The organism is Methylobacterium radiodurans (assembly GCF_003173735.1).
GTDB classification, from domain to species: Bacteria; Pseudomonadota; Alphaproteobacteria; order Rhizobiales; family Beijerinckiaceae; genus Methylobacterium; species Methylobacterium radiodurans.
On sequence record NZ_CP029551.1, the window covers coordinates 4,953,970 to 4,979,982 of the forward strand.

Below are 26,013 nucleotides of genomic sequence, written 5' to 3' on the forward strand. Positions count from 1 at the left end.
CTGGAAGCTGCCCGCTTTCAACCCGTCGCGGGCGTCCCGTCAACACGGCACGCCCATCCGAGGCGGGATCAGCGCCCGCGCGAGACCCGTTCGATCTCGGCGCGGACCAGCCGTTCCACCATCACCGGCAGGTTGTCGTCGAGCCACGCCTTGAGCATCGGCCGCAGCATCTCGGCGACGAGGTCGTCCAGCGTCCGGGCGTTGCGCGACAGAACCGTGTGGGCGAGCGCGTTGAAGGCGCTGTTCACGCTGGCATCGGTCGCGGCCGAGATCAGGGGCTCGGCCGTCGTCGGTTCGGCGAAAGCCGGCTCGGGCGCGCGGGCCTGGGGCAGCGGCGGCGGAGGCGCGGGCGGCTCCGGTACGGGGTCCGGCTCGACGCTGATCGCGTCGAAGTCGAGTTCGTCGACACCGAAGTCGAGCGGGTCGGGATCGAGCGGGGCGGGCTTCGGCGCAGGAGCCGGCTCGGCGAACTCGGCGAGGTCGAGCACGTCGTCGGGCTCCGGGACCGCGGCGAGCTTGGGAGCGGGCTCCGCGGGCTTGGCCGCCTGATCGTCGGCGATGATCCGGCGGATCGAGGCGAGGATCTCCTCCATCGAAGGCTCGTGCGCCTTCTCCGCCGACTTGTCCTGAATCTTTGGGCTCGCTGCACTCATCCGGACGGCGCTCGGGCGGGGGTGTTCTGACGCCGATCCGCATCGGCTAGCGCCAGTATTTCACGCTTGGCTAACCGTACAAGCGCGTCCGGAGCACAGTCCCGGGGAAATCCACTCTGGATAATCCGCTCGGGAGAGATGCGATCCGCCGGGCCGGCCGCGTCAGCGACCGTCCGGCGTGCCGACGCCGAACCACAGATCCTTGACCTGATCGAAGTGCGTCTTGGGGCTGTAGAGCGCCACCGGCACGGCCGTGAAGCGAGCTGTCAGGCGGCCGATCGACTGCACCACGCCGTAGGAGAAGATCACCCGATCGCGCTGGGCCACGATCAGGTTCACGCGGGCGTTGAGCAGCTCCTGCTGTGCGTTCAGCACGTCGAGCGTGGTGCGCTGGCCGACGCGGGCCTCCTCGCGCACGCCGTTCAGCGCCACCTCGTTGGCCTGGACCTGGGCCTGCGAGGCGATCACGCGGGCCTTGGCTGCCTCCAGGTTGCCCCAGAAGCTGACGATCTGCGCGCGCACCTGATCGCGCACGAACTCGGCCTGGATGCGGGTCTGGCCGACCGTCTCCTTTGCCTGGCGGATCTGGGCGTATTCCTGGCCGCCCTGGTAGATCGGGATGGTCAGGCGGCCGAGGATCGAGGCAGCGACGCCCTGCGTGTTCGGAAGCTGCTGGTCGTAGAACTGCTGCACCGCGCCCTGAACGCTGAGCTGCGGCGCGAGCGCACCTTCCAGGACCTTCACCTGCGCCTCGGAGGCGTCGACCGCGTGGAGCGCTGAGAGGATCTGAGGGTGCTCCTTCAGGCCGATCGCGATGGCCGCATCGAGGCTCGCCGGCACGTAGCGGTCGAGGGGCCGGCCGGGGGCGAGCTGACGCGGATCGACCCCGATGATCTGGCGGTAGACGCCGATGCTGGTGCGCAGCTGCGACTCGGCCGCGCTCACCTCGGCGCGCGCGCCGGCGAGGCGCGCCTCGGCCTGGGCGACGTCGGTGCGGGTGACCTCGCCGACGTTGAAGCGGTCGCGCGTTTGGCGCAGCTGCTCCTCCAGCACCTCGACGTTGTTGCGGCGCAGTTCCAGCGTGGCGGTGTCCGAGAGCACGTTCATGTAGGCCTGAACGGCGCTGTACAGGGTGCTCAGCTCGGTGAAGCGCAGGGTTTCGCGCTGGCTGTAGACGCCGGATTCGGCGCGGCGCGTGTTGTTGTCGGTCTGGAACCCGTTGAACAGGTTCTGGTTGATGGTGATGCCGGCCGTGGCGGGCTTCGTCAGGATGGCGATGCTACGGCCCGCTCCACCGGTGATGGATTGGGCGGAGAGCGTGTTGCCCTCCGTCTGGGTCACACCGGCCTGGACGTTGATGCCGACCGTCGGACGGTAGCCAGACTGGGCGATGGCGACGTCCTCGTCGCGCACGCGGGTCAGCGCGCGGCTCGCGTTGAGCTGCGGGTTGCCGGCATAGGCCTTGGCGAGCGCGCTCTCCAGCGACTCGGCCGCGGCTTGCCCGGGGAGTCCGGCCGTGAGACCGGCGGTGACGGCAAGGCCGGCCAGCCGGAACGCGGCACGCGTCGCAGGTGTACGTCTTCTCACGTCGAACAGCCCTTGCGGTTTCTCGATTGTCTCGGATGGCCGCCGAAACGCGACGGCTGCGCGTTACGCTGCGCTTACCCGATCAAGCCCGCCCTGGCCTGACCTTAACCGATGCTAGGCCGCGGCGCCCAGGCTGTCCGCGGCGCTGCACCTGAATCTTGTCCGGGTGGCGTATAAAGGCGACAGTCGCGTCGCCGGGTCAGAAGGCGAAGCCCGCCTCCGCGGCGAAGGCCGCGAGCGCGGGAAGCGCCGCGTCGAAGATCGGCCGCGATCCGAAGGCGTCGCCGGCCCGGACGAACAGCGTCGCCTTGGCGGCCCGATCCGGACCGAGCACGCAGACGAGGCGGCCGCCGTCCGCGAGCTGGTCGAGCAGGCTCTGAGGCCGCACCTCCACCCGACCGTTGACCAGAATGGCGTTGAAGGGCGCGCCCGCCGGCGCGCCGGCCGCGAGCGCACCGTCCACGACCTCGACCTCTCCGGCCAGGCGCTCGCGCGCGCCGGCAGCGAGGTCGGCGGCCGGTTCCAGCAGGGTCGTGGCGGCGCCGAGTCGCGCCATGATCGCCGCCGCGTAGCCGTAGGCGCCGGCGACGTCGAGCGCCCGATCGCCCGGCCGGATGGCGAGCGCCTGGATCATCCGGGCCAGCACCATCGGGGCCGGCAGGCAGCGTGCCTCTGCGTCGGTCCCGGCGAAGCGGAGCGTCTGATCGATGTAGGCGAAGGTCTCGCGGCCCGGTGGGACGAAGCGCTCGCGCGGGACGGAATCGAAGGCGTCCAGCACCGCGTTGTCGTTCACGTCGAACGTCCGCAGCTGGCAATCGACCATCAGGCGTCGCGCCTGCGCGTAATCGAGCATGGGATCGTCTTTCCTCGACCCGGGACGGTGGCCTTGCACCGGCGCCGCACGGCGCAGCTTCCGGAGCACCGGGCTTTTCATGGATCAGCCGCCGAAACGCAAGGTTAACCGCTATGGTTAAGCGAGAGGTCCACCACTTCCCGCGCCTTACTGCGGGCCGGCCGCATTCAACCGATCGTTGTTGTCGCCTCTGCGGCTGGCGCTGCGCCCGGGCGGCAGCCTACGCTGTCATGACGGCCCGATTCGCCACGCGTGGCCGTCCCAGAGAAGACGATCCTTCGGGAGGAACGCATGACAACGACACGGCCGGGTCTCGGCCGGGCGCTCGCCGCCGCACTGTCCACCGCTTTGTCCACCGCGCTGCCCGCAACAGCGCTCCTCGCGAGCCCAGTCGCCGCGCAAGGCATCTCGGATGGCGCCGTGCGCATCGGCATCCTCAACGACCAGTCCGGAGTCTACGCCGAGTTCGGCGGCCGCTCCTCGATCGAGGCGGCCCGCATGGCGGTCGAGGATTTCGGCGGCAGCGTGAACGGCGCGCCGATCGAGATCGTCTCGGCCGACCACCAGAACAAGGCCGACATCGCGTCCGGCATCGCGCGGCAATGGTACGATCGGGACAAGGTCGACGCCATCATGGAGCTGACCACCTCCTCGGTGGCGCTGGCCGTACAAGGGCTCTCCAAGGAGAAGAAGCGGATCACCATCACCACGGGGGCGGCCACCAGCGACCTCACCGGCAAGCAGTGCTCGACCTACGGCTACCACTGGGCCTACGACACCCGGGCGCTCGCTGTCGGCACCGGCGGCGCGCTGGTGCAACAGGGCGGCAATACCTGGTTCATGCTGACGGCCGACTACGCCTTCGGCCACTCGCTGGAGGCCGAGGTCACCCGCTACGTCACCTCGAAGGGCGGCAAGGTCGTGGGCGGGGTTCGTCACCCGCTGGCGGCGCAGGACTACTCTTCGTTCCTGCTCCAGGCGCAGGGATCGGGCGCCAAGGTGATCGGGCTGGCCAATGCCGGCCTCGACACCTCGAACGCCATCAAGCAGGCGGCGGAGTACGGTATCACGCAAGGAGGGCAGCGGCTGGCCGCGCTGCTCTTCACCCTGGCCGAGGTGCACGGTCTCGGGCTCCAGGTCGCGCAGGGGCTGACGCTCACCGAGGGCTGGTACTGGGACCTCAACGACGAGACCCGGGCCTTCGGGCAGCGCTTCATGAAGCGCACCGGCAAGATGCCCAACATGGTCCATACCGGCACCTACTCGGCGGTGCTGCAATACCTCAAGGCCGTGAAGGCGGCCGGCACCGACGAGACCGATGCGGTCAACGCCAAGCTGCGGACGATGCCGGTCGATGATGTCTTCGCCAAGGGCGGCACGGTGCTGCCGAACGGCCGCATGGTGCACGACATGTACCTGTTCGAGGTGAAGAAGCCCGCCGAATCGAAGGGGCCGTGGGACCTCTACCGCCTGCTCGCGACGATCCCGGGACCCGAGGCGTACGCCAAGCTGGAGGAGAGCGGCTGCACGCTGACCACCGCGCGGGCGCCCTGACCCTGCCGCTCGAAGTTGTGCAAGGCTCGATTTTTCAACCGAGCCTTGCCATATGTGAATGCGGCCGGTTGCAGCGCACCTAGTCTGGCAGCCAGTCGGATGAGTTATCCCCCCTCTCGTCCGGCCGGCGTCGCCGACCGAATCTTTCCTCCCGATCGCTTTCGTGTCGGCGGCGCCCCCCTTCCGGGCCCGCATCACCGGGCCGCTTCAGGCCTCGGTCGCCGCGCCGTCGATCCCGTGCCGCTCCGGATTGATCTGGGCGAGCGCGCGCTTGGCCGCCTCCAGGGGATGCTCCGACTCGATCCGCACCGCCTTCAGGTCCGGGCTCTTGTAGACGGTCACGATGGTGTCCATCACCTCGGTGAGCGTGGTGCGCTTGTCCTCCGGAGCGGCGATCAGGAGCTGCAGGCCCCAGGCGCCGTAGAGATCGACCAGCGCCTGGCTGTTGCGCACGTCGAGCTTTGAGAAGGCCTCGTCGAGGAGGCAGAGGCCGAGGCCCGGATTCTCGTCGCCCGGCCGGTCGCCCGGATAGTAGGCGCTGGCGAGGGACGCCGCGATCGCCACGTAGAAGGGCGCCTGCGCCTCGCCGCCGGAGCCGCGCAGCGCCCGGCTCGACATGGTGGTGCGCGAGCCGTCCCGGCCGCGCATACCGATCTCGTACACGAAGTAGTTGCGGTAGTCGGCGAGCCGCGCCGCGTCCTCGGCTCCCCCGATCAGCGCCTGGATCTCCTCCAGCGCCGCCGCCATCGCACCGCCCTCCTCCGAGACGAGGAGCGCCTGCGCGGCGTCGGCCGAGCGCGCGACCTCGGTCGCCAGCGCGTGCACCGCGGCGTAGCGCCGGTCGACCGCCGCCTCGAAGGCGTAGGTCTGCCCGGTGAAGCTGCGCGACGACAGGCGCTCGTTCAACGCGTCGAGCCGGGCCTGGACGCGCTCGAACTTGTCGGCCAGCCGCGTCAGCAGGTCCTCGGTCATCAGGCGGCGCATCTCGCCCTCGGCCCGCTCGGCCTGGGCGCGGTAGCGGCGCAGCTCGTGGCCCGCCACCGCGTCGTGCTCGCGCTTGGCGAAGTCGTAGCCGAGGCTCGCCGGGGCCTCGCCTTGCCCCAGCGGGTTCGCGATGCGCCACTGCGCGCAGTACTCGGTGAGGTCGCGCTCGGCGGCGCGTCCCTGCGCGCGCGCGGTCTCGGCGGCCTCGCGGGCGAGCGTGCGCTCGGTCGCCGCCCGCGCGCTCATCCCCTTGCCGTCGAGCCCGGCGAGGTCCCGCCGCACGGAGGCGACGCCCGAGAAGTCCGGCGGGGTCTCGCGCAGCAGGCGCACCCGCATGGCGTCGCCCGTGCCGAGCCGGTTGATCGCGCCGCGGCGGGCGCTGAGCGCCGCGCGGGCCGCCTCGCGGGCCGAGCCCTGGCGCGCCTTCAGCGCCGCCTCGTCGGCGAGCAGGCGGTCGAGCTTGGGCTCCAGCTCCTCTGAAAGTTCGCGCAGATAGGCGACGCGCTCGCCGTTGAGTGCCTTGATCTCGGCCTCGATCCCGCCCGCATCCTGCTTCGAGAGGTTTTCGCGCTCGGTAGCCAGGGTCTTGCGCCGCCCCTCCAGCCCGTCGACCTCGGCGCGGAGCGTGTCGACGTCCTCCAGGCCGCGCTCGATCCGGACGCGGATCGCGGCGGCCGTGCGGGCGGCCTCGCGCAGGACCACGGCCTCGTTGCGCAGGCGCCGCGCCTCGGCCACGGCCGCCTCGTGCTGGCGCCGGCTGTCGGCGGTGGGGCCGCGCTGGCCGCGGGTCATCAGGAGGTCGACCGAGCGCGTAACCGTGTAGGCCATGCCCGCGGTGGTGCGGCCGGAGGGCGCCACGGCGCGGGCGAGATGCTTCAGCTCGGCGTCGTTCTTGGCGAGGTCGTAGCCGCCGAGCCGGACGCCGAGGAACGCCTCCGCGTGCGGGTCCTGCGTCTCGATCACCGCCATCGGCCCGTCGTCGTAGCGGCGGGGCCTCTGGCGGGCGGTGTCCGTGGTCTTGACCAGGATGCAGCGGCTGAAGCGGTCGCGGTTCTGCTGGAGCACCCCGAAGGCGTCGTCGAGATGGTGCGGCTCGACCACCAGGGCCTCGCGGGCGCGGCCGAGCAGGCCCTCGAGCGCCTGACCCCAGACCGGATCGACGATCTCGGCGAGCTCGCAGATCGGCGTCGCGTCGATGCCGCGCCGCGCCAGCTCGTTGCGGAACGCCACCGTGTCGGAGGAGAGGCGCGCGGCGGATCCCGAGACCGGCGCCGGGGCGGTGCGCTCGGCCTCTGCCTCCTTGGCGCGGGCGCGCAGGCCCGTATCCTCGGCGGCGCGCTCCAGCACCTCCTCGAAGGGCCCGAGGCGGCCGAGCCGCTCGACCAGCGTCGCGAGCTGGCCATCGCCCCGCAAGAGGTCCGCCAGCGGCGCCTCCTTGCGCAGGCCGGAGCGGGCGCAGGCCTCGGCGAGGGAGGCCGCGTCCGGCGCCTCCGGGCGCAGCAGGGACGCGACGGGCTGGAGCTTGCCCATCTGCAGAACGAGGCCGACGAGGTCGGTGACGCGCAGCGTCAGGTCGCGCCGGTCGCGGTCCAGCATGGAGAGGCCGAGATTCGAGGCGGCGAGCCGCCCTTCCGCGGCTTGCGCTGCCACCAGCGCCTTCTTCTCGGCGATCTCGGCGTCGATGTCGCGGACGTAGCCGCGGCTCGACGCGACGCTCTCGCGGGCGATGCGCAGCGCGTCGGCGCCCTCCGAGAGGCGGGTGCGGATCGCCAGCAGATCGACGCAGCGGCGGCGCAGCTCGATGCTGGCCGCCCGCGCCTCGTGGATCACGGCCGCCAGCACCGCGTCGCCCCAAGCCTCGTAGCGGCCGAGCAGGCGGCGCAGGCGGCCGAGCTTCAGCTCCAGCTCGGCGATGGTGTCGAGGAGCGCCCGCCAGTTCTCGACGGACTGGCGCACCCGCGCGACGTCGAGGGGCTCGGCGTCGAGCACGAAGGCGCGCACGAAGGCGCTGGTGTCGAAGATCGGCTTGAAGGCGACCGCGTTGGCGAAGCTGCGCAGGAAATGGCGCGGGTCCGGCACCGGCGCGCCCTCGCGCAGCGTCGCCAGGAGCTCCGCGGTGAAGCGCTCGCCCGAGGAGCGGAACTCCTCGAAGCTCTCGGAGCGTCGGCGCAGGTCAGCGGCGATCTCGCTCCAGGGTGCGGTGTAGCTGCCCTCCCCGTTCTGGCGGGCGTAGTCGCCGATCTCGAAGCGGTGGCCGGTCGCGATGAAGCGCGACAGCACGGTCTCGCGGCTCTCGCCGGCACGCGCGGCGAGCGCCAGCCCGACCGAGACGACCCGGCCCGTGTGCTCGTTCTCGAAGACGAGGACCAGCACCGTCTCGCAGGCCTCGCGGGTCGGGCGCCCGCCCTCGGCAGGGTCGCTGATCCAGCCGAGGCAGTAGTCGCGCACCGTCCGGGCGCTGCGGCCGGACGCGGAGGCGTTGAGGGCGAGCCGGCTCGCGTTGTTGCCGGCCAGCACCGTGCCGACCGCGTCGAAGATCGTGGACTTGCCGGCCCCTGTCGGGCCGACGAGCGCCGTCGCGCCGCGCACGCGGATCTGCTCGCGGCGGATGAGGTACCAGTTCGAGATCGCGATGTCGGTGAGACGGTACACCCTGTCTTGCCATAGCGGGGGTTGCGGAAGCGTGGCGCCCTGTGCGGGCAGATCGCGGCGGATGCAAGCCGCCGGGGTCTCACTCTCCACCGTCGCCCGCACTCTCGCCCGTACTCTCGCCTGCACCGTCCGCCGCGCCGGCCCAGGCCTCGATCCGCTCCAGCCAGCCATCCGAGGCCAGCACGAGGATGCCGGGCAGGACCATGACGGGCGTCACCCGCTCGGACCGGTCGCGCTCCCCGAGCCGGACGCCGCCGCGGCGAGCGAACAGGCGCAGGGTCTCGATCAGCCGGGCCTCGTCTGGCGGCTCGGAGCGGGCGGCGGTGCGGATCGACTCGACGAGATCGTCGGTGGTGATCTCCACGATGCCGTCCGTCGAGATGCGGTGGTCGCGCACCCCCTCCTCGTAGGCCAGCCGCAGAGCCAGCAGCACCAGCGTCTCGTCCTTGCGCAGGCGCTCGGAGACGATGTCGTGGCGCGCCGCGTCGATCGGCAGGGTCAGCGAGACCATCTGGTCCCGGTGCGAGACCGCCATCTGGTAGCCGAGGCAGGCGAAGTAGTCGGTGAAGAAGGGCTGATAGTGCCGCGCCAGCTCGTAGGAGCGGCCGATGCCGGGCGTGCTCGAGTAGATCACCTGCGCCTTCAGGAGCACCTGGAGCGCGCGCGACAGCTCCTCGGCGTCCGGAGCGCGGCTTCCCGGCGGTGGCGGCTCGTCGCCGTCGATGATGGCGCGGAAGGGCTCGAACATGGTCAGCTGGCGGTGGTTCGCGGGGCGCGTCGATGGGCGCGCTCCCTCTCCCACAGGCCGAGCCTCAGGGATACCCAGCGGATACCCGGCGGGAGGATGCGGCGCGGCGTGCCCGAACCTGCTAGGCCCCTCCCCCATGACAGAACCGGCCGACACCCTCAGGGCCCTCCGCCGCGGCGATCTCGCGGGCGCGCGCGTCCTGCGGCTGCCGCCGGGCCTCGCCGAATTCCCAACCGAGATCTTCGGGCTCGCCGACACGCTCGAACTCCTCGACATCGGCGGCAGCCCGCTCTGCGACCTGCCGCCGGATCTCTCGCGGCTGCGGCACCTGCGGGTGCTGTTCTGCTCCGGCGGTCGGTTCGCCTGCCTGCCGCCGGTGCTGGGCGATTGCCCGGCGCTGGAGCAGATCGGCTGCCGCGGCGCGGGTGTGGAGGCGGTGCCGGCCGAGGCCCTGCCGCCGCGCCTGCGCTGGCTCACGCTCACGGACAACCGGATCGCGGCCCTGCCGGCCGCGCTCGGCGAACGGCCGATGCTCCAGAAGCTGATGCTCTCCGGCAACCGGCTCTCCGCCCTGCCCGACAGCCTCGCGGGCGCGCCGAATCTCGAACTCCTGCGCATTGCGGCGAACCGCTTCGCCGCACCCCCGGTCTGGCTCGCCGGCCTGCCGCGGCTCGCCTGGCTCGCCTGCGCGGGCAACCCGTTCGAGCCGCTGCTGCCGCTCGCGCCGATGCCCGACGTGCCCTGGGACGACCTCGAACCCGGCGCGCTTCTGGGTGAGGGCGCGTCGGGCCGGATCCACGCGGCCCGCTGGCGCCGCGCCGACGGGGCGCACGACGTCGCCTTGAAGCTGTTCAAGGGCACGATGACGAGCGACGGCCTGCCCGAGCGCGAGATGGCGGCCTGTCTCGCGGCCGGCGCCCACCCGAACCTCTCCGGCGGCCTCGGCCGGCTCGTCGGCCATCCCGAGAGCGCGGACGGGCTGCTGATGCCGCTCCTGCCGGCGGAATGGCGGGCGCTCGCCGGCCCGCCGAGCCTCGCGAGTTGCAGCCGGGACGTCTACGACGACAGCCTGCGCTTCGCGCCCGCGGTGGGCCTTCGCCTCGCGCGCGCCGCTGCCCTGGGGGCAGCGCATCTCCACGCCCGCGGGTTGATGCACGGCGATCTCTACGCCCACAACTTGCTCTGGGACGGGTCGGCCGGCGCGGCCGTGCTGAGCGATTTCGGCGCGGCCTGCGCCCTGCCAGAGGAGTCCGGCTTCGCATTCCAGCGGGTCGAGGTGCGGGCCTGGGGGCTGCTGCTCGGCGAGATTCTCGACCGCTGCGATCCGGTGCCCGCGGAGATGGCGGCCCTGCGCGCACTGGAGCGGGCCTGCGTTCAGCCGGACGTCGGCGCGCGGCCGCTGATGGCGGAGGTGGTGGATGCGCTAGACCAGGTCGGGACACCGGAGGCCGGCTGATCGGTCCGGGACGGCGGACCCCTCTCCCCGCGCGCGGGGAGAGGCCTGTCTGCACCTCGTCGTGCAGACCGGAAGCGAAGGCGAAGCCGGAGTGGCGGTGAGGGGGCTTCGACGAAGGAGGCTCTTACGGACAAGCCCCCTCACCATCGGGCCGATACCTTTGGGATCGATGCGCCGCCTCGCCGCGCCGACGACAGGATCGTCGCGGCCCTCTCCCCGCAGGCGGGGAGAGGGCATGTCTGAATTCCTGCGGCCAGACCTTCTTCAGCGCCGCGCGCAGAGCGCCAGCGCCGGCCCGTTCACGTGGTCGGGTTCGTCGAAGTCGATCGTCACGGTGAAGCCGCGATCGCGGAAATAGGCGAGCAGGCTATCGCGCTCCAGCCAGACCGCGTGGCTCTCACCGCCGCCGCTGAAGCCCTGCCAGGACTTTGCGACGTCCGGGTAGAGCCGGCGCGCGCCGCGATAGGGCGTGCCGCCGATCGGCAGTGGCGGCCAGAACAGGGCGCGATCGGCGCGGGTTGCAACGATGTCGCCCTGGTGGACGTGCGTCCACAGGAAGACCCGGTCGGTGCGCGCCGTGATCAGGTCGAGCAGGCGCAGCGGCTCGGCCATGTGGTAGAGCACGCCGCAGGCGATTACCGCGTCGAAGCGCCCGCAGGTCTCCAGGAAGGGCAGGAAGCTGCCGAGCTTGAATCGGGTCCGGGTGAGGCCGAACAGCTCCTTCACGCACAGGCACTTGAGGAAGGCGCGTGGGTTCGCCTCGATCGAGGTGACCGAGCGGGCGCCGAGGCCCTCCAGCAGCGTCGCGTGCGCGCCCTCCAGGGGGCCCAGTTCCAGCACGTCGAGATCCGCGAAGGGGCCGATCTGCGCGTTCGCCCAGTGCAGGCGATGGTCGGCGAACAGCTCGGCGTGGCCGGGCTCGGCCACGAGATCGCCGGGCATCCGCGAGGACCACTCCCCCTGGAACAGATCGACGATGTTCTGATCGGACGGGCCGACGTCCAGAAGCTTCGATTCAATGGCCATCGTGGTTCCCGCGGAGAGCCGGCGCGCCGGCTGCCCGTCGTCTAGAGACGAACGCGGCCGAGGACCAGTCGATGGCCAGCCGAGGGGCCTCTCCGGCTCAGGAGGCCGTGGAGTGCCGGCCGCCGAGATCGCAGCGCTGCGGGCCGCTGCCGTCGAGATAGGTCGGCCGCACCAGCCCACCCCGGGCCTCGCAGTGCCGGCGGAAATCGCCCTCCGGCCGGTGGAAGCTCCAGATCATCACCATCGGCAGGATCATCACGAGGCAGATGCTGCCGATCACCAGGGCCGCCGCCAGCGCGCTGCCGCGCATCGGCTCCGGCGGTATGGGCCGTTCCGGAGGCAGCGGCGCCAGGAAGGCCAGGGTCAGCCCGAACCAGTCGAGGGCGCTCATCCGCCGCTCCGCTCGCAAGAGGCGCCCGCGGATCGGCCCGGGCGCCTCTTCATTCTAGGGCCGGGCAGGCCGCCTTGCGAGGCGCGCCCGGCGCGCGGGATGGTCGCGCCTCACGCGCGGCCGCCGGCCTCCGCCCTGTGCTCGCCGGCCCCGTGCTCCGAGGCGTGGGCGATGGCACCCCGGGTGCGCCAGAGGCTGTAGGCGACGCCGCCCGCGAGCAGCACCAGCGTGACCACGAGCGAGACCCAGGCCGGGACGTGGACCAGCTCGAAGGTGTCGGCAACCACGATCTTGGCGCCGATGAAGATCAGGATCAGCGCGAGCGCCGTCTTGAGGTAGGCGAAGCGGTCCACCATCGCGGCGAGCGCGAAGTAGAGCGCGCGCAGCCCCAGGATGGCGAAGATGTTCGAGGTGTAGACGATGTAGGTGTCGGTGGTGATCGCGAAGATCGCCGGCACGCTGTCGACGGCGAAGAGCACGTCGGCGGCGTTCACCAGCACCAGCGCGAAGGCCATCGGCGTCAGGAAGGTGGCGAGCTTGCCCGTCTTCGGGTCGGTCTTGCGCACGAGGAAGCGCTGGCCGTGCAGCTCCGGCGTCACCCGCAGCCGGCGCTGCAGGAAGCGCACCATGGCGCTGTCGCGGATGTCGCCCTCCTCCTGTTCGCGGGAGAACAGCATCTTGGCGCCGGCATAGATCAGGAAGGCGGCGAAGATCGACAGGACCCAGTGGGCCTGGTTCACCAGGGCGGCGCCGAGGCCGATCATCAGGCCGCGCAGCAGCACCGCGGCGAGGATGCCCCAGACCAGAACCCGGTGCTGCGCCGCCCGGGGGATGCCGAGAGACGTCAGGATCACCGCGATCACGAAGACGTTGTCCATCGACAGCGACTTCTCGATCACGAGGCCGGTCACGTATTCCTGGGCCGGCTGGGGGCCCATGTACCACCAGATCCAGCCGCCGAAGGCGAGGCCGAGGCCGAAGTAGAAGGCGGTGAGGAGGAGGCTCTCCTTTACGCCGATCTCGTGGTTCTTGTCCCGGTGCAGCAGACCGAGATCGAAGGCGAGAAGGCCGATGACGAGGGCGTGGAAGCCGATCCACATCCAGATCGGCTTGCCGAGCCACGCGTAGGTGAGAATGTCCATCATGGGGGCGCGATGCTCCTGACGAGGGGGCATCGGCTCCGACATCACGGGAGCATGAGGACGCATCCCGCCAGAGGGGCCCGCAGCCGACCGGCGCGAGGTGGGGCGCCATGCGGCGCGATTCAAGGACACAGATTAAAGGATACACCTACGCTTGACAGGCCGGCGCCCGGCCGCCTCATGCCGGGCGCATGCCGTTGGAGACACAGAACCAGGATCTCGCCGTGGTTGGCGGCGGCCCCGCCGGTCTCGCCGCGGCCGAGCGTCTGGCCGAGGCCGGCCACACCGTCACGGTCTACGAGCGCATGCCGTCCGTGGCGCGCCGCCTGCTGATCGCGGGCCGGGGCGGGCTCAATCTTACCCACAGCGAGGCGCTGCCGGACTTCCTCGCCCGCTACCACCCGGCCGGCAGCCTGGAGCCCGCCATCCGGGCCTTCCCGCCCGAGGCGCTGCGCGCCTGGTGCGAGGGGCTCGGGCAGCCGACCTTCGTCGGGTCGAGCGGGCGCGTCTTCCCGCGCGCCTTCAAGGCCTCGCCGCTGCTGCGGGCCTGGCTCGGGCGGCTCGACGGGCTCGGTGTCCGCATCCGCACCCGGCACAGGCTTGCGGCGATCGACGGCCGGACGCTCGTCCTCGACGCGCCGGACGGTCCGCTTCGCCACGCGCCCAGGGCAGCGCTCCTGGCGCTCGGCGGCGCGAGCTGGCCGCGGCTCGGCTCGGACGGCTCCTGGGTCGGGCTCGTCGAAGGGCTCGGCGTCCCGGTCGCGCCGCTGCGGCCGGCCAATGTCGGCTTCCGGGTGGCGTGGTCCGAGGTGTTCCGGGCGCGCTTCGCGGGCGAGCCGGTGAAGCGCGTGGCACTCAGCGCCGGCGGGCGGCAGGTGCGCGGCGAGATGGTGGTGACGCGCACCGGCCTCGAAGGCGGCGCGGTCTACGCGCTCGGGCGCGTCCTGCGGGAGGCGGCGGAGGCGGAAGGGTCGGCCGTCCTGACCCTCGACCTGCGGCCGGACCTCCCGGAGGCGGATCTGGCAACGCGCCTCGCGCGAGCCCGGCCCGGCGAATCCACGGCGAGCCGCCTGCGCAAGGCGGCCGGGCTCGCGCCCGTCGCGGCGGGGCTGCTGCGCGAGTCTCTCGGCGGCCCGCTGCCCGCCGAGCCGCGCGCCCTCGCCGCCCGGATCAAGGCCGCGCGCCTCACCCTCGACGGGCCGGAGGCGATCGCGCGCGCGATCTCGACCGCGGGCGGCCTGCGGGGCGTCGACGCGCGCTTCATGCTGCCGGAGCGGCCCGGCCTGTTCGCGGCGGGCGAGATGCTCGATTGGGAGGCGCCTACCGGCGGCTACCTGCTGCAGGGCGCCTTCGCCTCCGGCCGGGCGGCGGCGGCTGGCATGCTCGCATGGCTCCGGGACCTTCCGGCGGAGCGAGGAGACGCGGCATGATCCCTTGGGTCCACATCGACACGGGCACGATCCCGAACGGCGGCGGCACCCTGCGGCTGATGCGGCGGGGGCAAGAATTCTCGATCCAGCTCGGCCAGAACGAGCTGATGAACAGCCGCCTCAGCGGCTCCGAGGTGGCGCTGGCCGAACTTGCCTGCGGCCGGATCGCCGCGCGCTCGGGTGCACGCGTCCTGATCGGCGGGCTCGGCATGGGCTTCACCCTGCGGGCCGCGCTCCAGACGCTCCCGGAGCGGGCCCTGGTGGAGGTGGCCGAACTCGTGCCCTCCGTCGCAGCCTGGGCGCGGGGGCCCCTCGCCGAGGTGTTCGGCGGCATCCTCGACGACCCCCGGGTGCGGCTCCTCCAGACGGATGTGGCTGCCCCGATCGGCGCCGCGCGGGCGGTCTACGACGCGATCCTGCTCGACGTGGACAACGGGCCGGACGGCCTGACCCATCCGGGCAATGACCGCCTCTACGACCACGGCGGCCTCGGTCTCGCCCGAAGAGCCCTGCGGCCGGGGGGCGTGCTCGCCGTCTGGTCGGCCCATCCGGACGCAGCCTTCACCCGGCGGCTGCGAGACGCCGGCTTCACGGTCGAGGAGGTGCCGGTGCGGGCCAACGGCCGGCGCGGCGGGGCGCGCCACAGGATCTGGCTGGCGGCGCGGCCGGACGGCGCGCGCTGAAGCCCTCGCCGCCGCCCGGATGGATCGCGCGCTCTTAGCGATGAGCTGTTCGGGAACCGAGCTAGAGCCGCCCGCAGATCCCTACCATCCCGGCGGCCTCGCTCGGGCAGGTCGCGTTCGGGGCGCCCTCCCCTTCCGCGTAGACCGGATGCCCGGACTTCAGGCAGTACGCCGAGACGAACACCTCGCCGCGCTCGCAGGAGACGGTGCAGCCGCCCGCGCCGCAGGATTCGGCGCGCACTGCCCGCAGGGGGGCACTCGCGGCCGGACCGGGTGCGCCCGCCGTTCCCACCAGCCCACGCGGGCCGGGCTCGCCCTTTGGGCCAGCATCGCCCTTCGGACCAGGATCACCCTTGGGGCCCGCCTCGCCTCTGGGCCCGGGGATCCCGGCCTGGCCCTGAGGGCCGACGGGACCCGCCATCCCAGCGGGCCCGGCCGGGCCCGTGTCGCCCTTCTCACCCTTGGGGCCGGTCTCCCCCGGCTGACCCTGCGCCCCGGCCTGGCCGACCGGGCCCGGATCGCCCTTCGGGCCGGGCTGGCCCTCCGGCGCGCAGTTGGCGATCACCGCCTCGCGCTCGTCCTCGTCGCTCTTCAGGCTGACCACGCAGGTGCCCGGCCGATAGGGCAGCCGGAAGACGAAGCGGCCGCGCCGGTCGGCCTGGATCGAGATGTCCTCGTCCATCACCACGATGGCGTTCGGCTTGCGCACCGAGCCGGAGATGCGCAGGTCTCCCGCCTCGATGCGTGCGTCGTAGACCATGATCGGCTGGCTCGGCGGGCGCGGCGCCGGCCGGGCGGCGCGGGCGCCGGATGGCGGGGCCGCACCGGCGGGTGCGTTCTGGGCCGGGGCCGCGCCCGCCGTGAGGAGTAGTCCCGCCAGGAGAGCGAGCGCGCGCGTCGGACCCAGGCCAGAACCCATCTGTCGTTTCCCCCGGCCGGTCGATCCGGCGGCGGGACATTGGCGGAGCCCTCAGCCTCCGGTCAACCCGGAATGGCGACACCGTCCGTCCCCGCAATCCACAGCTGTCCACAGCAACCCACAGGCTAAGTGTCTGAATGAAGGGCCTCACTGGCCTCCGGGACGCACGATGCCTTTATGTTCTTGCTTTGTTCTTTGCATCGAGGATTCCTGGGCCGGGTCGGAGCCGACAGGATGGAGCCTCAACGTGATGGATCGGACGAAGACCTGCTCCCCTCGACCAGTCCGGCCGCGCGGGCCGAGCGGATCGAGGCGTTGCGCGCCCGGATCGTGCTGCCGGATGCCGCGTCCTGCCCGCTCCTACCCCTCGGTGTCCCCCTCATCGACTGGTGTCTCCCCGGCGGGCTCGGGCTCGGCCTGCCGCACGAGGTCGTGCCGGACGGGCCGGGCGACGAGGCCGCCTCTCTCGGCTTCGCGCTCGCGCTGGTGGCGCGCCGGCTGGCGGAGGCGACCGGGGAGGCGCTCCTCGTCCTCGCCCCAGGCCACCCCCTCCCCTACGGCCACGGCCTTGCCGGGCTCGGGCTCGATCCGGAGCGCCTGCTCATCCTGGAGGTCGGCAGCGAGGCGGATGTGTTCCGCGCGCTCGAGGCGGCGCTGCAGTCCCGTGCCCTGCGGGCCGTCGCGGGGCTGGTGAGCGAGGGGCTGCCGCTCATCGCTGGCCGCCGTCTCCGGATCGTCGGCGGCGACGCGCTGCTGCTGGTCCTGCGCCCGACCGGCGCCGAGCAGCCGAACGGCGCCGCGACGCGCTGGCGGATCGCCGCGGCGCCGGCGGCCCGCGACTGCTTCGGCCATCCGGTCGCGCCCCGCTGGCGCCTCCGGCTCGACCGCTGCCGCAACGGCCGCACCGGCACCTGGATCGTGGAGTGGGACCGTGCCGCGCGTCGTTTCGGTCTGGCTGAGAGACTGGCCGGTCACGCGTCTGCGGCGGGCGGGCGGCGTTCCTGACGACGGCCTGCCGCTGGCGTTCGCCACCGCCGGCTCCGGAGGCCTGCGCCTCACCGCCCTCGACCCGGCTGCGCGGGCGCTGGGACTCGCCCCGGGGGAACCCCTCGGCCGGGTGCGGGCGCGAGTCGGCGTGCCTCTGCGGGTGATGCCGGACGATCCCGAGGCGGACGCCGACGCGCTCGCGCGCCTCTGCGCCTGGGCGCAGCGCTACACGCCGCGGCTCGCGCCCTTCGGCCCGGCGGAGGGCTGCCACGGCCTGCATCTCGACGTGACCGGCGCCTGCCATCTGCACGGCGGCGAGGCCGGCCTTCTCGCCGACCTCGCCCGGCGGCTCGCCGCGGCGGGCATCCCGGCGCGGCTGGCGCTCGCCGATAGCCCCGGCGCGGGTTTCGCGCTCGCCCGCCACGGGTCTGAGGATGCGATCCACATATCCCCGGGCGCCGCCGCCGCGGCGCTCGCCCCCCTGCCGGTCGAGGCCCTGCGCTGCGCGCCCGCGAACGTGATCGCCCTGAAGCGGCTCGGCCTGAAGCGCGTCGGCGCGCTGATCGGAGCACCGCGGGCGCCGCTCGCCCGCCGCTTCGGGCTGGACCTGATCCACCGGCTCGACCAGGCGCTCGGCGACAGGCCCGAGCCCCTGGCGGACCTGGCCGAACCCGCCCGCTACGGGGCGCGCCGCGGCTTCCTCGACCCGATCCTGCATCAGGAGGCGGTCGTGGCGGCCGCCAGCGCCCTGATGGCGCGGATCGCCCCGGCGCTGGAGGCCGACGGGCTCGGGGCCCGCCTCGTCCGCCTGACGCTGCACCGGGTCGATGGGGTGATGCGGGCGCTCGATCTCGCCCTGTCGCGCCCGAGCCGCTGCCCGGACGCCCTCGCCGCGCTGCTGCGCCTGCGCCTCGACCGGTTGGGCCCCGGCCTCGATGCCGGCTTCGGCTTCGAGAGCGTGGGCCTCGACGTCGTCGCGGCTGAGCGGATGCCGGACCGGCAGCCGGATCTCGGCGCCGCCGGCTCACCCGGTGATGACGTCGCCGATCTCGCCGACCGCCTGCGCCAGCGCCTCGGCCGTTCCCTGGTCCGTCTGATCCCGCGGGCGAGCCACCTGCCCGAGCGGGCCGATCGGCTCGCGCCCTGGTCGCCGGGCGCGCCGGAGGCCGGCCTGTGGGCGGCGGCCCCCCTGCCCCCGCGCCCGCTGGTGCTGCTCGCCCGCAGCGAGCCGGCCGAGGACGTGCTCGCCCTTGTCCCGGACGGGCCGCCCCGCCGCTTCCGCTGGCGCGCCCGCCGCTACCTGGTCGCCCACGCCGAGGGACCGGAGCGGATCGGCCCCGAATGGTGGCGGGCCGATGCGGAGGATTTGCCGGAGCGCGACTACTACGTGATCGAGTGCGAGGCCGGGCGGCGGCTCTGGCTCTACCGCAGCGGCCCGCACGCCCCCGGCCAGCCTGCGGCCTGGTTCGTGCACGGGCTGTTCGCCTGAGAGAGGAGCCGACGGACGCGCACCCGCGAAAAGGCGCTTGCGCCGCCCTCGAAACGAACATAAAGATATCTTTATGTCTCTCGAAAGCGCTCGGGCGCCTGTCGCAGTCTCGTTTCCCCACGCGCTCGGCGTGCTCCGCGCCGCGGCCGAGGAGACGCGCCTGCGCATCCTGGCCCTGCTGGCCGAGGGCGAGCTGTCGGTCTCGGACCTTACCGACATCCTGGGCCAGTCGCAGCCGCGCATCTCCCGCCACCTCAAGCTCCTGGTCGAGGCAGGCTTGGTCGAGCGCCACCGCGAGGGGGCCTGGGCCTTCTTCCGGCTCTGCGACACCCGCGCCGGCCTCGTCGATCCGCTGATCGCCGGGCTGGAGCGCGCAGGCCCGCCGCTTTCCGAGGACCGCGCCCGGCTCGACGCCGTGCGGGCCCAGCGCGCGGACGCCGCCCAGACCTTCTTCGCCCGGCTCGCACCGAAATGGGACCAGCTGCGCTCGCTCCACGTGCCGGAGGCGACCGTCGAGGCGGCGGTGCTCGACACGCTGGGCCCGCGCCCGATCCGCAACCTGATCGATCTCGGCACCGGCACCGGCCGGATGCTCGGCCTGCTCGCGCCCCGGGCCGAGCGCGCCACGGGGCTCGATTCGAGCCACGCCATGCTGTCGGTCGCCCGCGCCAACCTGGAGCGCCTGGGGCTGGCCAGAGTCGACCTGCGCCAGGGCGACATCCACGCGCCGCCCTTCGCCCGCGCCAGCTTCGACCTCGTGGTGGTGCATCAGGTGCTGCACTACCTCGACGATCCGGCCCGCGCCCTCCGCGAGGCCGCCCGCCTCGTGGCACCGGGCGGCCGCCTGCTCGTCGTCGATTTCGCGCCGCACGACCTCGAATTCCTCCGCGAGTCGCAGGCTCACCGCCGCCTCGGTTTCGCGGCCGATCAGGTCGCCGGATGGCTCGCCGAGGCGGGCTTGAGCGGGATCGCGACCCGCGATCTCGCACCGGCAGAGCAGGGCCAGCTCACCGTCACGCTCTGGCTCGCCCAGGACGATGCGCGCGAGCCGGCGGGAGCGGCGCCCGCCCTCACCCGCGCCGTCGCCTGAACCCCTTTCCCACACACGTCCGAACCGACGACCTAGAGGACGCCCCGATGCCCACCGCCTCTCATCACCGCGCCAGCCGCGACGGCTACCGCCCGATCCGCGTCTCGATCGAGTTCTTCCCCCCGAAGACCGAGGAGATGGAGAAGATCCTCTGGACCTCGATCGAGCGGCTCGCGCCGCTCCAGCCAAAATTCGTCTCGGTGACCTACGGGGCCGGCGGCTCGACCCGCGAGCGCACCCACAACACGGTCGCCCGCATGGTGCGCGAGACCAGCCTGAAGCCCGCCGCCCACCTCACCTGCGTCGACGCGACGAAGGAGGAGGTCGACGCGGTCGTGCAATCCTACTGGGACGCGGGCGTGCGCCACATCGTGGCGCTGCGCGGCGATCCGGCCGAGGGCGTCGGCCACGCCTACCGGCCGCATCCCGGCGGCTACGCCACGACCGCGGAGCTCGTCGCCGGCATCAAGCGCATCGGCGACTTCCAGGTCTCGGTCTCGGCTTATCCGGAGAAGCACCCCGAGGCCGCGAGCCTGGACGCCGACATCGACGCCCTGAAGGCCAAGGTCGATGCCGGCGCCGACCAGGCGATCACCCAGTTCTTCTTCGAGAACGAGATCTACCTGCGCTATCGCGACAAGGTGCGGGCGGCCGGGATCGAGATCCCGATCCTGCCGGGCATCCTGCCGGTGCAGAACTTCAAGGCGGCGGCGAACTTCGCCCGCCGGGCCGGCGCCTCGGTGCCTTACTGGCTCGCCGCCCGCTTCGAGGGCCTTGAGAACGATGTCGAGACCCGCCGCCTCGTCGCGGCGGCGGTGGCGGCCGAGCAGGTCATCGACCTCGTGGACGAGGGCGTGCAGGACTTCCACTTCTACTCGATGAACCGCTCCGACCTCGTCTACGCGATCTGCCACCTGCTGGGACTGCGGGCGCAGGCCCCGAAGGTGGCGCCCGCCAAGGCGGCCTGACCGGCCCCGATCCCCGCTCCTGACTTCATCCTCGGTTCGGTGCATATCCGCGCCGGACGATCGAGAAAGCTGACATGACCGACTTCCCCCCCGTCGACGGCACCGAGATCGAGCGCGCGCTGCGCCAGCGCGCCTCCGAGAAGATCCTCGTCCTCGACGGGGCGATGGGCACGGTGATCCAGCGCCTGAAGTTCTCGGAAGAGGACTTTCGCGGAGATCGCTTCAAGGACCACGCGCACGACCAGAAGGGCAATAACGACCTCCTGATCCTGTCGCAGCCCGACGCGATCCGGCAGATCCACCTCGACTACTTTCTGGCCGGCGCCGACGTCTGCGAGACCAATACGTTCTCCGGCACCACGATCGCCCAGGCCGATTACGGCATGGAATCGATCATCCACGAGCTGAACGCGCAAGGCGCCCGGCTCGCCCGCGAGGCCGCCAAGCTGGCGCAGGAGAAGGACGGCCGCCGCCGGTTCGTGGCCGGCGCCATCGGCCCGACGAACCGCACGCTCTCGATCTCGCCGGACGTCAACAACCCCGGCTACCGGGCCGTGACCTTCGACCAGGTCCGCCAAGCCTATGTCGAGCAGGTGCGCGGCCTGATCGACGGCGGCGCCGAGCTGATCCTGATCGAGACGATCTTCGACACGCTGAACGCCAAGGCCGCGGTCGCCGCCGCGTGGCAGGTCTTCGAGGAGACCGGCATCCGATTGCCGATCCAGATCTCGGGCACGATCACGGACCTGTCCGGCCGCACCCTGTCGGGCCAGACGCCCGCCGCCTTCTGGAACTCGCTCCGCCATTCGAGCCCGCTCACCTTCGGGCTGAACTGCGCGCTCGGCGCGCGTGAGATGCGCGGCCACATCGCCGAGCTGTCGCGCATCTGCGACACCCTGGTCTGCGCCTACCCGAATGCCGGCCTGCCCAACGAGTTCGGCCTCTACGACGAGAGCCCGGAGGCGATGGGCAAGCTCGTCGGCGAGTTCGCGGAATCCGGCCTCGTCAACATGGTCGGCGGCTGCTGCGGCACCACGCCGGACCACATCCGGGCGATCGCAGAGGCCGTCGCCGACAAGAAGCCCCGGGCGATCCCCGAGATTCCGCGCCTGATGCGGCTGTCGGGCCTGGAGCCCTTCGTGCTCACGAAGGAAATCCCCTTCGTGAACGTGGGCGAGCGCACGAACGTCACGGGGTCGGCCAAGTTCCGCAAGCTCATCACCAACGGCGACTACGCGGCCGCGCTCGACGTCGCCCGCGACCAGGTCGCGGCGGGAGCCCAGGTCATCGACGTCAACATGGACGAGGGCCTGCTGGATTCCCAGAAGGCGATGGTCGAGTTCCTCAACCTCGTCGCCGCCGAGCCCGACATCGCTCGCGTGCCGGTAATGGTCGATTCCTCGAAGTTCGAGGTGATTGAGGCCGGCCTGAAGTGCCTGCAGGGCAAGCCGATCGTGAACTCGATCTCCATGAAGGAGGGCGAGGAGAAGTTCATCCACGACGCGAAGGTCTGCCGCTCCTACGGCGCCGCGGTCGTCGTGATGGCCTTCGACGAGCAGGGCCAGGCCGACACGTTCGAGCGCAAGGTCGAGATCTGCACCCGCGCCTACAAGGTGCTGACCGAGCAGGTCGGCTTCCCGCCCGAGGACATCATCTTCGATCCGAACATCTTCGCGGTCGCGACCGGCATCGAGGAGCACAACCCCTACGGCGTCGCCTTCATCGAGGCCACGCGCAAGATCCGCGAGACCCTGCCGCACGCCCACATCTCGGGCGGCGTCTCGAACCTGTCCTTCGCCTTCCGCGGCAACGAGCCGGTGCGCGAGGCGATGCACGCGGTCTTCCTGTACCACTGCATCAACGCCGGCATGGACATGGGCATCGTGAATGCCGGCCAGCTCGCCGTGTACGACGAGATCCCGGCGGAGCTGCGCGAGCTCTGCGAGGACGTCGTCCTCAACCGGCGCGAGGACTCGACCGAGCGCCTCTTGGAGGCCGCCGAGCGCTTCAAGACCGGCGCCTCCGCCCAGGCCAAGACCGCCGACCTCTCCTGGCGCGAGGGACCGGTCGAGAAGCGCATCGAGCACGCTCTGGTCAACGGCATCACCGAGTACATCGTCGCGGACACGGAGGAGGCGCGGCAAGCGGCCGAGCGCCCGCTCCACGTCATCGAGGGTCCGCTGATGGCCGGCATGAACGTGGTCGGCGACCTGTTCGGGTCGGGCAAGATGTTCCTGCCCCAGGTCGTGAAGTCGGCCCGGGTGATGAAACAGGCGGTGGCCTATCTCGAACCCTTCATGGAGGAGGAGAAGCGGGCCAACGGCGGCACCGGCCAGCGCCAGGCCGCCGGCAAGGTGCTGATGGCGACCGTGAAGGGCGACGTCCACGACATCGGCAAGAACATCGTCGGCGTGGTTCTGGCCTGCAACAACTACGAGATCATCGATCTCGGCGTGATGGTGCCGGCCGCCAAGATCCTGGAGACGGCCAAGCGCGAGAAGGTCGACATCGTCGGCCTCTCAGGGCTGATCACGCCCTCCCTCGACGAGATGGTTCACGTCGCCTCCGAGATGGAGCGCGAGGGTCTGGAGGTGCCGCTCCTCATCGGCGGCGCTACGACGAGCCGCGTCCACACCGCCGTGAAGATCCACCCGGCCTACGAGCGCGGCCAGGCGGTCTACGTGACGGATGCGAGCCGCGCGGTCGGCGTCGTCTCCAGCCTGATCTCGAAGGAGACCCGCGGGGCGACGATCGACAAGGTGCGGGCCGAGTACGCCAAGGTGGCCGACGCCCATCGCCGCTCCGAGGCCGACAAGCAGCGCCTGCCGCTGGCCAAGGCGCGGGCCAACGCCTTCAAGATCGACTGGTCGGGCTACAAGCCGACGAAGCCGAGCTTTACCGGAACGCGCGTCTACGGGTCGTACGAGGTGGCGGACCTCGTCCCCTACATCGACTGGACGCCCTTCCTGCAGACCTACGAGTTCAAGGGCCGCTTTCCCGCGATCCTCGACGATCCCGAGCAGGGCCCGGCCGCCCGCGCCCTGTTCGAGGACGCGCAAGCCATGCTCAAGCAGATCGTGGAGGAGCGCTGGTTCAACCCGAAGGCGGTGATCGGCTTCTGGCCGGCCAACAGCGTCGGCGACGATATCGCGCTCTATACCGGCGAGAGCCGGCAGGAGCGGCTTGCGACCTTCCACGGCCTGCGCCAGCAGCTCTCGAAGCGCGACGGGCGCCCGAATACCTGCCTGTCGGACTTCGTGGCGCCGGAGGGGACCGGCATCGCCGATTACGTGGGCGGCTTCGTCGTGACGGCGGGCCTGGAGGAGGTGCGCATCGCCGAGCGCTTCGAGCGGGCGAACGACGATTACCGCTCGATCCTCGTCAAGGCGCTCGCCGACCGCATCGCCGAGGCCTTCGCCGAGCGCATGCACGAGCGGGTGCGCAAGGAGTTCTGGGGCTACGCGCCCGACGAGAGCTTCACCGCCGACGATCTCGTGCACGAGAAGTACGATGGCATCCGCCCGGCACCCGGCTACCCGGCCCAGCCCGACCACACCGAGAAGACGACTTTGTTCGACCTCCTCAAGGCTGAGAGCCGCATCGGCGTGAAGCTCACCGAATCCTACGCGATGTGGCCCGGTTCCTCCGTGTCGGGCATCTATATCGGCCATCCGGAGGCGCACTATTTCGGCGTCGCCAAGGTCGAGCGCGATCAGGTCGAGGACTACGCCGCCCGCAAGGGCATGGACGTGGCGCAAGTCGAGCGCTGGCTCGGGCCGATCCTGAACTACGACCCGGCCCGCTACCTCGCGGCTGCCGCCGAATAGGCTGCGCGAACACCGCCTGCGGTACCTCCGTCCGAGATATCGCAGGCTCCACAGCCCGTGATCCACCCCCTGTGTCCCGCGCGCGCTTGACCCGACAAGCGGAGCCGTTTCAATGCGCCTTCCCGAGGGCGCGTGACGGAGTGGCGACGAGGATGCGACGGCTCGCAGGCGCGCTCGTCCTGGCGCTCACTCTCGGGGGCTGCACGGGCTTCGCCTACATCTCGAAGACCTATGTCAGCCTCACCCCGCAGGTGGTGACGATCGGCTGCAAGGACCCTTACGAGGTCTACGACCAGCGCCAGACCCGCAGCATGCTGGTCGTCTCCAACACCCTGCGGGAGGTGACCGGCTGCAGCGTCGGCGAGGCCTTCCGTGGGCGCGATCCGGCCGAGACGCGGGTCGAGCGCTTCCGGCTCGCGGCCCGCACCTATCTGGATGAGACCGTGCGGGAGGATTGCAGGATCGTCGGCGAGCGGGTCTTCAACGACCTGCAGACCGAGTTCCGCTACACCTGCGCCGCGCCGATCGAGCCGCGCGGCACCACGGTGCCGCGGCTGCCGGGCAGGATCAATCCGGGACTCGGGCCGCGCTGAGGCCTAATCCCGCTCCGGCGGCGGCGTGAAGGTCCGCTCCGCCGCGTCGCCCGCGGCGGCGAGCAGCGCCCGGGCGAAGGCGCGGGCCTCGGACCGGTCGAGGGTGATGATCGCGGTCGCCGGCGCGCCGCCGAGATCGGCGAGCCCGAGTTCGAGCCGCACGCCGTCGGCGACCGGCGTGGCGGCGAGGCTCCAGCCGCCCGTCTCTCTGCCCTGACCCGGCATCCGCATCTTCCCGTCCCGGACACGCCCGCCCCCGCGGCAGGTCCGTCCGCCTCAATGGCCGATCGAATCCCGCCTGACCAGAGGCCCGGGCGATTGACCTGCGGCGCCCGCGGTGCTTCTCCCGCCCGAGGCGCGGCCCCGCTCGGCGCTCGCACAAGAACAGCCCCGAGCAGCGCCCGAAGAAACGCCCCGACAACAGCGCAAGGGAAAGACCATGTCCGAGATCTGGTTCCGCACCGGCGAGGCCACCGTGCTCGCCGCCGAGGGGCAGTACACAGACGCGATGCCCGAGGTGCTGATCGGTTCGGTCCGCGGCCCGGTGGGCCAGGCCTTCGCGTCGATGATGGGTCAGGTGCAGGGCCACACCCGCATGTTCGTGGTGCGCGACCTCAACCAGCTGGTGCGCCCGGCCACCATGATGACCACCAAGGTCACCATCCACACGGCCGAGTACGCCGAACTGCTCGGCGGCGTCGTCCAGGCGGCGACCGGCGACGCCATCATCGACTGCATCATCGAGGGCATCCTTCCCCAGGACGGGCTCGACGAGCTCTGCATGATCATCATGATCTGGCTGGACGAGCGCTGCGCCGCTCACGAGGATCTCGACCGCAAGGACCTCTACCGCACCAACTACGAGGCCACGAAGCTCGCCATCGGCCGCGCGATGAAGGGCGAGCCGACCGTCGAGGAGCTGATCGCCAACCGCAAGACGGTGAAGCACTACGCGCTGGAAGACGTGATCGACTACTGATC

At 71.8% G+C, this 26,013-nt stretch carries 21 protein-coding genes; 11 read left to right on the forward strand and 10 right to left on the reverse strand.

Translation table 11 applies throughout. The features are described from left to right. Positions 1–68: 68 nt before the first annotated feature. The 3 genes from DK427_RS23250 to DK427_RS23260 form a co-directional block, all read right to left on the reverse strand. Positions 69–593 (reverse strand): PopZ family protein, encoded by a 525-nt coding sequence (locus DK427_RS23250; protein WP_109953455.1) that lies wholly within the window; start codon positions 591–593, stop codon positions 69–71. Positions 594–815: 222 nt separating this feature from the next. Next, the gene (locus tag DK427_RS23255) at positions 816–2,240 is read right to left on the reverse strand and encodes a TolC family outer membrane protein (protein ID WP_109953456.1); all 1,425 of its coding nucleotides are present in this window, start codon (positions 2,238–2,240) and stop codon (positions 816–818) included. Between the two features lie 199 nt (positions 2,241–2,439). Further along, positions 2,440–3,093 (reverse strand): protein-L-isoaspartate O-methyltransferase family protein, encoded by a 654-nt coding sequence (locus DK427_RS23260; RefSeq protein ID WP_109953457.1) that lies wholly within the window; start codon positions 3,091–3,093, stop codon positions 2,440–2,442. Positions 3,094–3,384: 291 nt separating this feature from the next. On the opposite strand from DK427_RS23260, the gene DK427_RS23265 reads away from it, so the two are divergent. Then, positions 3,385–4,647, forward strand: a complete 1,263-nt coding sequence (locus tag DK427_RS23265; protein ID WP_109953458.1) for an ABC transporter substrate-binding protein — start codon at positions 3,385–3,387, stop codon at positions 4,645–4,647. Between the two features lie 207 nt (positions 4,648–4,854). On the opposite strand, the gene DK427_RS23270 is transcribed toward DK427_RS23265, so the two are convergent. Together DK427_RS23270 and DK427_RS23275 are read right to left on the reverse strand one after the other, a co-directional pair. After that, positions 4,855–8,283: an SbcC/MukB-like Walker B domain-containing protein gene (locus DK427_RS23270; protein ID WP_109953459.1), complete on the reverse strand. Its 3,429-nt coding sequence runs from the start codon at positions 8,281–8,283 to the stop codon at positions 4,855–4,857. A gap of 79 nt (positions 8,284–8,362) precedes the next feature. Further along, complete coding sequence (locus DK427_RS23275; protein ID WP_109953460.1) at positions 8,363–9,031, reverse strand: DUF4194 domain-containing protein; 669 nt, start codon at positions 9,029–9,031, stop codon at positions 8,363–8,365. A 136-nt stretch (positions 9,032–9,167) separates the two neighbouring features. On the opposite strand from DK427_RS23275, the gene DK427_RS23280 reads away from it, so the two are divergent. Beyond that, the gene (locus tag DK427_RS23280) at positions 9,168–10,487 is read left to right on the forward strand and encodes a leucine-rich repeat-containing protein kinase family protein (RefSeq protein WP_109953461.1); all 1,320 of its coding nucleotides are present in this window, start codon (positions 9,168–9,170) and stop codon (positions 10,485–10,487) included. A 264-nt stretch (positions 10,488–10,751) separates the two neighbouring features. Here the strand turns inward: DK427_RS23280 and DK427_RS23285 are convergent, their stop codons facing one another. The 3 genes from DK427_RS23285 to DK427_RS23295 all read right to left on the reverse strand — a co-directional run bounded on the left by DK427_RS23285 (position 10,752) and on the right by DK427_RS23295 (position 13,049). Next, a complete protein-coding gene (locus DK427_RS23285) occupies positions 10,752–11,513 on the reverse strand; it encodes a class I SAM-dependent methyltransferase (RefSeq protein ID WP_109953462.1) in 762 nt (253 codons plus the stop codon). Positions 11,514–11,610: 97 nt separating this feature from the next. Further along, complete coding sequence (locus DK427_RS23290; RefSeq protein ID WP_109953463.1) at positions 11,611–11,904, reverse strand: hypothetical protein; 294 nt, start codon at positions 11,902–11,904, stop codon at positions 11,611–11,613. Positions 11,905–12,014: 110 nt separating this feature from the next. Continuing rightward, positions 12,015–13,049 (reverse strand): TerC family protein, encoded by a 1,035-nt coding sequence (locus tag DK427_RS23295; RefSeq protein ID WP_109953464.1) that lies wholly within the window; start codon positions 13,047–13,049, stop codon positions 12,015–12,017. Positions 13,050–13,237: 188 nt separating this feature from the next. Between DK427_RS23295 and DK427_RS23300 the strand changes: the two genes are divergently transcribed. Both DK427_RS23300 and DK427_RS23305 read left to right on the forward strand, forming a co-directional pair. Then, positions 13,238–14,476 (forward strand): TIGR03862 family flavoprotein, encoded by a 1,239-nt coding sequence (locus DK427_RS23300; protein WP_109953465.1) that lies wholly within the window; start codon positions 13,238–13,240, stop codon positions 14,474–14,476. Next, positions 14,473–15,159 carry a spermidine synthase gene (locus tag DK427_RS23305; protein WP_109953466.1) on the forward strand — a complete coding sequence of 229 codons (687 nt, stop codon included), beginning with the start codon at positions 14,473–14,475 and terminating at the stop codon, positions 15,157–15,159. The genes DK427_RS23300 and DK427_RS23305 overlap by 4 nt, the downstream gene beginning before the upstream one ends. A gap of 61 nt (positions 15,160–15,220) precedes the next feature. Here the strand turns inward: DK427_RS23305 and DK427_RS23310 are convergent, their stop codons facing one another. Next, positions 15,221–16,078, reverse strand: coding sequence for a collagen-like protein (locus DK427_RS23310; RefSeq protein WP_109953467.1), 858 nt, complete (start codon positions 16,076–16,078; stop codon positions 15,221–15,223). Positions 16,079–16,312: 234 nt separating this feature from the next. Between DK427_RS23310 and DK427_RS23315 the strand changes: the two genes are divergently transcribed. The 6 genes from DK427_RS23315 (at position 16,313) to DK427_RS23340 (ending at position 25,032) form a co-directional block, all read left to right on the forward strand. After that, positions 16,313–17,083, forward strand: coding sequence for an ImuA family protein (locus DK427_RS23315; protein WP_109954338.1), 771 nt, complete (start codon positions 16,313–16,315; stop codon positions 17,081–17,083). Further along, positions 17,010–18,554, forward strand: a complete 1,545-nt coding sequence (locus DK427_RS23320) for a Y-family DNA polymerase (RefSeq protein WP_245930684.1) — start codon at positions 17,010–17,012, stop codon at positions 18,552–18,554. Before DK427_RS23315 ends, DK427_RS23320 begins: the two co-directional genes overlap by 74 nt. A gap of 73 nt (positions 18,555–18,627) precedes the next feature. Then, entirely contained in the window at positions 18,628–19,644 is a 1,017-nt protein-coding gene (locus tag DK427_RS23325; RefSeq protein ID WP_109953468.1) for an ArsR/SmtB family transcription factor, read from the forward strand. A gap of 47 nt (positions 19,645–19,691) precedes the next feature. Beyond that, on the forward strand, positions 19,692–20,612 hold the full coding sequence (gene metF / locus DK427_RS23330) for a methylenetetrahydrofolate reductase [NAD(P)H] (RefSeq protein WP_109953469.1): 921 nt from the start codon (positions 19,692–19,694) through the stop codon (positions 20,610–20,612). A gap of 74 nt (positions 20,613–20,686) precedes the next feature. Then, positions 20,687–24,439, forward strand: a complete 3,753-nt coding sequence (gene metH, locus DK427_RS23335; protein WP_109953470.1) for a methionine synthase — start codon at positions 20,687–20,689, stop codon at positions 24,437–24,439. A 152-nt stretch (positions 24,440–24,591) separates the two neighbouring features. After that, positions 24,592–25,032, forward strand: coding sequence for a hypothetical protein (locus DK427_RS23340; protein WP_245930685.1), 441 nt, complete (start codon positions 24,592–24,594; stop codon positions 25,030–25,032). 3 nt (positions 25,033–25,035) lie between these two features. Here the strand turns inward: DK427_RS23340 and DK427_RS23345 are convergent, their stop codons facing one another. Next, a complete protein-coding gene (locus DK427_RS23345; protein ID WP_204165224.1) occupies positions 25,036–25,263 on the reverse strand; it encodes a hypothetical protein in 228 nt (75 codons plus the stop codon). A 208-nt stretch (positions 25,264–25,471) separates the two neighbouring features. Between DK427_RS23345 and fae the strand changes: the two genes are divergently transcribed. Next, complete coding sequence (gene fae / locus DK427_RS23350; protein ID WP_109953473.1) at positions 25,472–26,011, forward strand: formaldehyde-activating enzyme; 540 nt, start codon at positions 25,472–25,474, stop codon at positions 26,009–26,011. Positions 26,012–26,013 lie beyond the last annotated feature (2 nt).

Coding starts and splice junctions, on each gene's coding strand:
- DK427_RS23250 (WP_109953455.1), bottom strand. CDS start 593: ATGGAGGAGATCCTCGCCTCGATCCGCCGGATCATCGCCGACGATCAG.
- DK427_RS23260 (WP_109953457.1), bottom strand. CDS start 3,093: ATGCTCGATTACGCGCAGGCGCGACGCCTGATGGTCGATTGCCAGCTG.
- DK427_RS23265 (WP_109953458.1), top strand. CDS start 3,385: ATGACAACGACACGGCCGGGTCTCGGCCGGGCGCTCGCCGCCGCACTG.
- DK427_RS23275 (WP_109953460.1), bottom strand. CDS start 9,031: ATGTTCGAGCCCTTCCGCGCCATCATCGACGGCGACGAGCCGCCACCG.
- DK427_RS23280 (WP_109953461.1), top strand. CDS start 9,168: ATGACAGAACCGGCCGACACCCTCAGGGCCCTCCGCCGCGGCGATCTC.
- DK427_RS23285 (WP_109953462.1), bottom strand. CDS start 11,513: ATGGCCATTGAATCGAAGCTTCTGGACGTCGGCCCGTCCGATCAGAAC.
- DK427_RS23290 (WP_109953463.1), bottom strand. CDS start 11,904: ATGAGCGCCCTCGACTGGTTCGGGCTGACCCTGGCCTTCCTGGCGCCG.
- DK427_RS23295 (WP_109953464.1), bottom strand. CDS start 13,049: ATGATGGACATTCTCACCTACGCGTGGCTCGGCAAGCCGATCTGGATG.
- DK427_RS23300 (WP_109953465.1), top strand. CDS start 13,238: ATGCCGTTGGAGACACAGAACCAGGATCTCGCCGTGGTTGGCGGCGGC.
- DK427_RS23305 (WP_109953466.1), top strand. CDS start 14,473: ATGATCCCTTGGGTCCACATCGACACGGGCACGATCCCGAACGGCGGC.
- DK427_RS23310 (WP_109953467.1), bottom strand. CDS start 16,078: ATGGGTTCTGGCCTGGGTCCGACGCGCGCGCTCGCTCTCCTGGCGGGA.
- DK427_RS23315 (WP_109954338.1), top strand. CDS start 16,313: ATGGAGCCTCAACGTGATGGATCGGACGAAGACCTGCTCCCCTCGACC.
- DK427_RS23325 (WP_109953468.1), top strand. CDS start 18,628: ATGTCTCTCGAAAGCGCTCGGGCGCCTGTCGCAGTCTCGTTTCCCCAC.
- metF (WP_109953469.1), top strand. CDS start 19,692: ATGCCCACCGCCTCTCATCACCGCGCCAGCCGCGACGGCTACCGCCCG.
- metH (WP_109953470.1), top strand. CDS start 20,687: ATGACCGACTTCCCCCCCGTCGACGGCACCGAGATCGAGCGCGCGCTG.
- DK427_RS23340 (WP_245930685.1), top strand. CDS start 24,592: ATGCGACGGCTCGCAGGCGCGCTCGTCCTGGCGCTCACTCTCGGGGGC.
- DK427_RS23345 (WP_204165224.1), bottom strand. CDS start 25,263: ATGCGGATGCCGGGTCAGGGCAGAGAGACGGGCGGCTGGAGCCTCGCC.
- fae (WP_109953473.1), top strand. CDS start 25,472: ATGTCCGAGATCTGGTTCCGCACCGGCGAGGCCACCGTGCTCGCCGCC.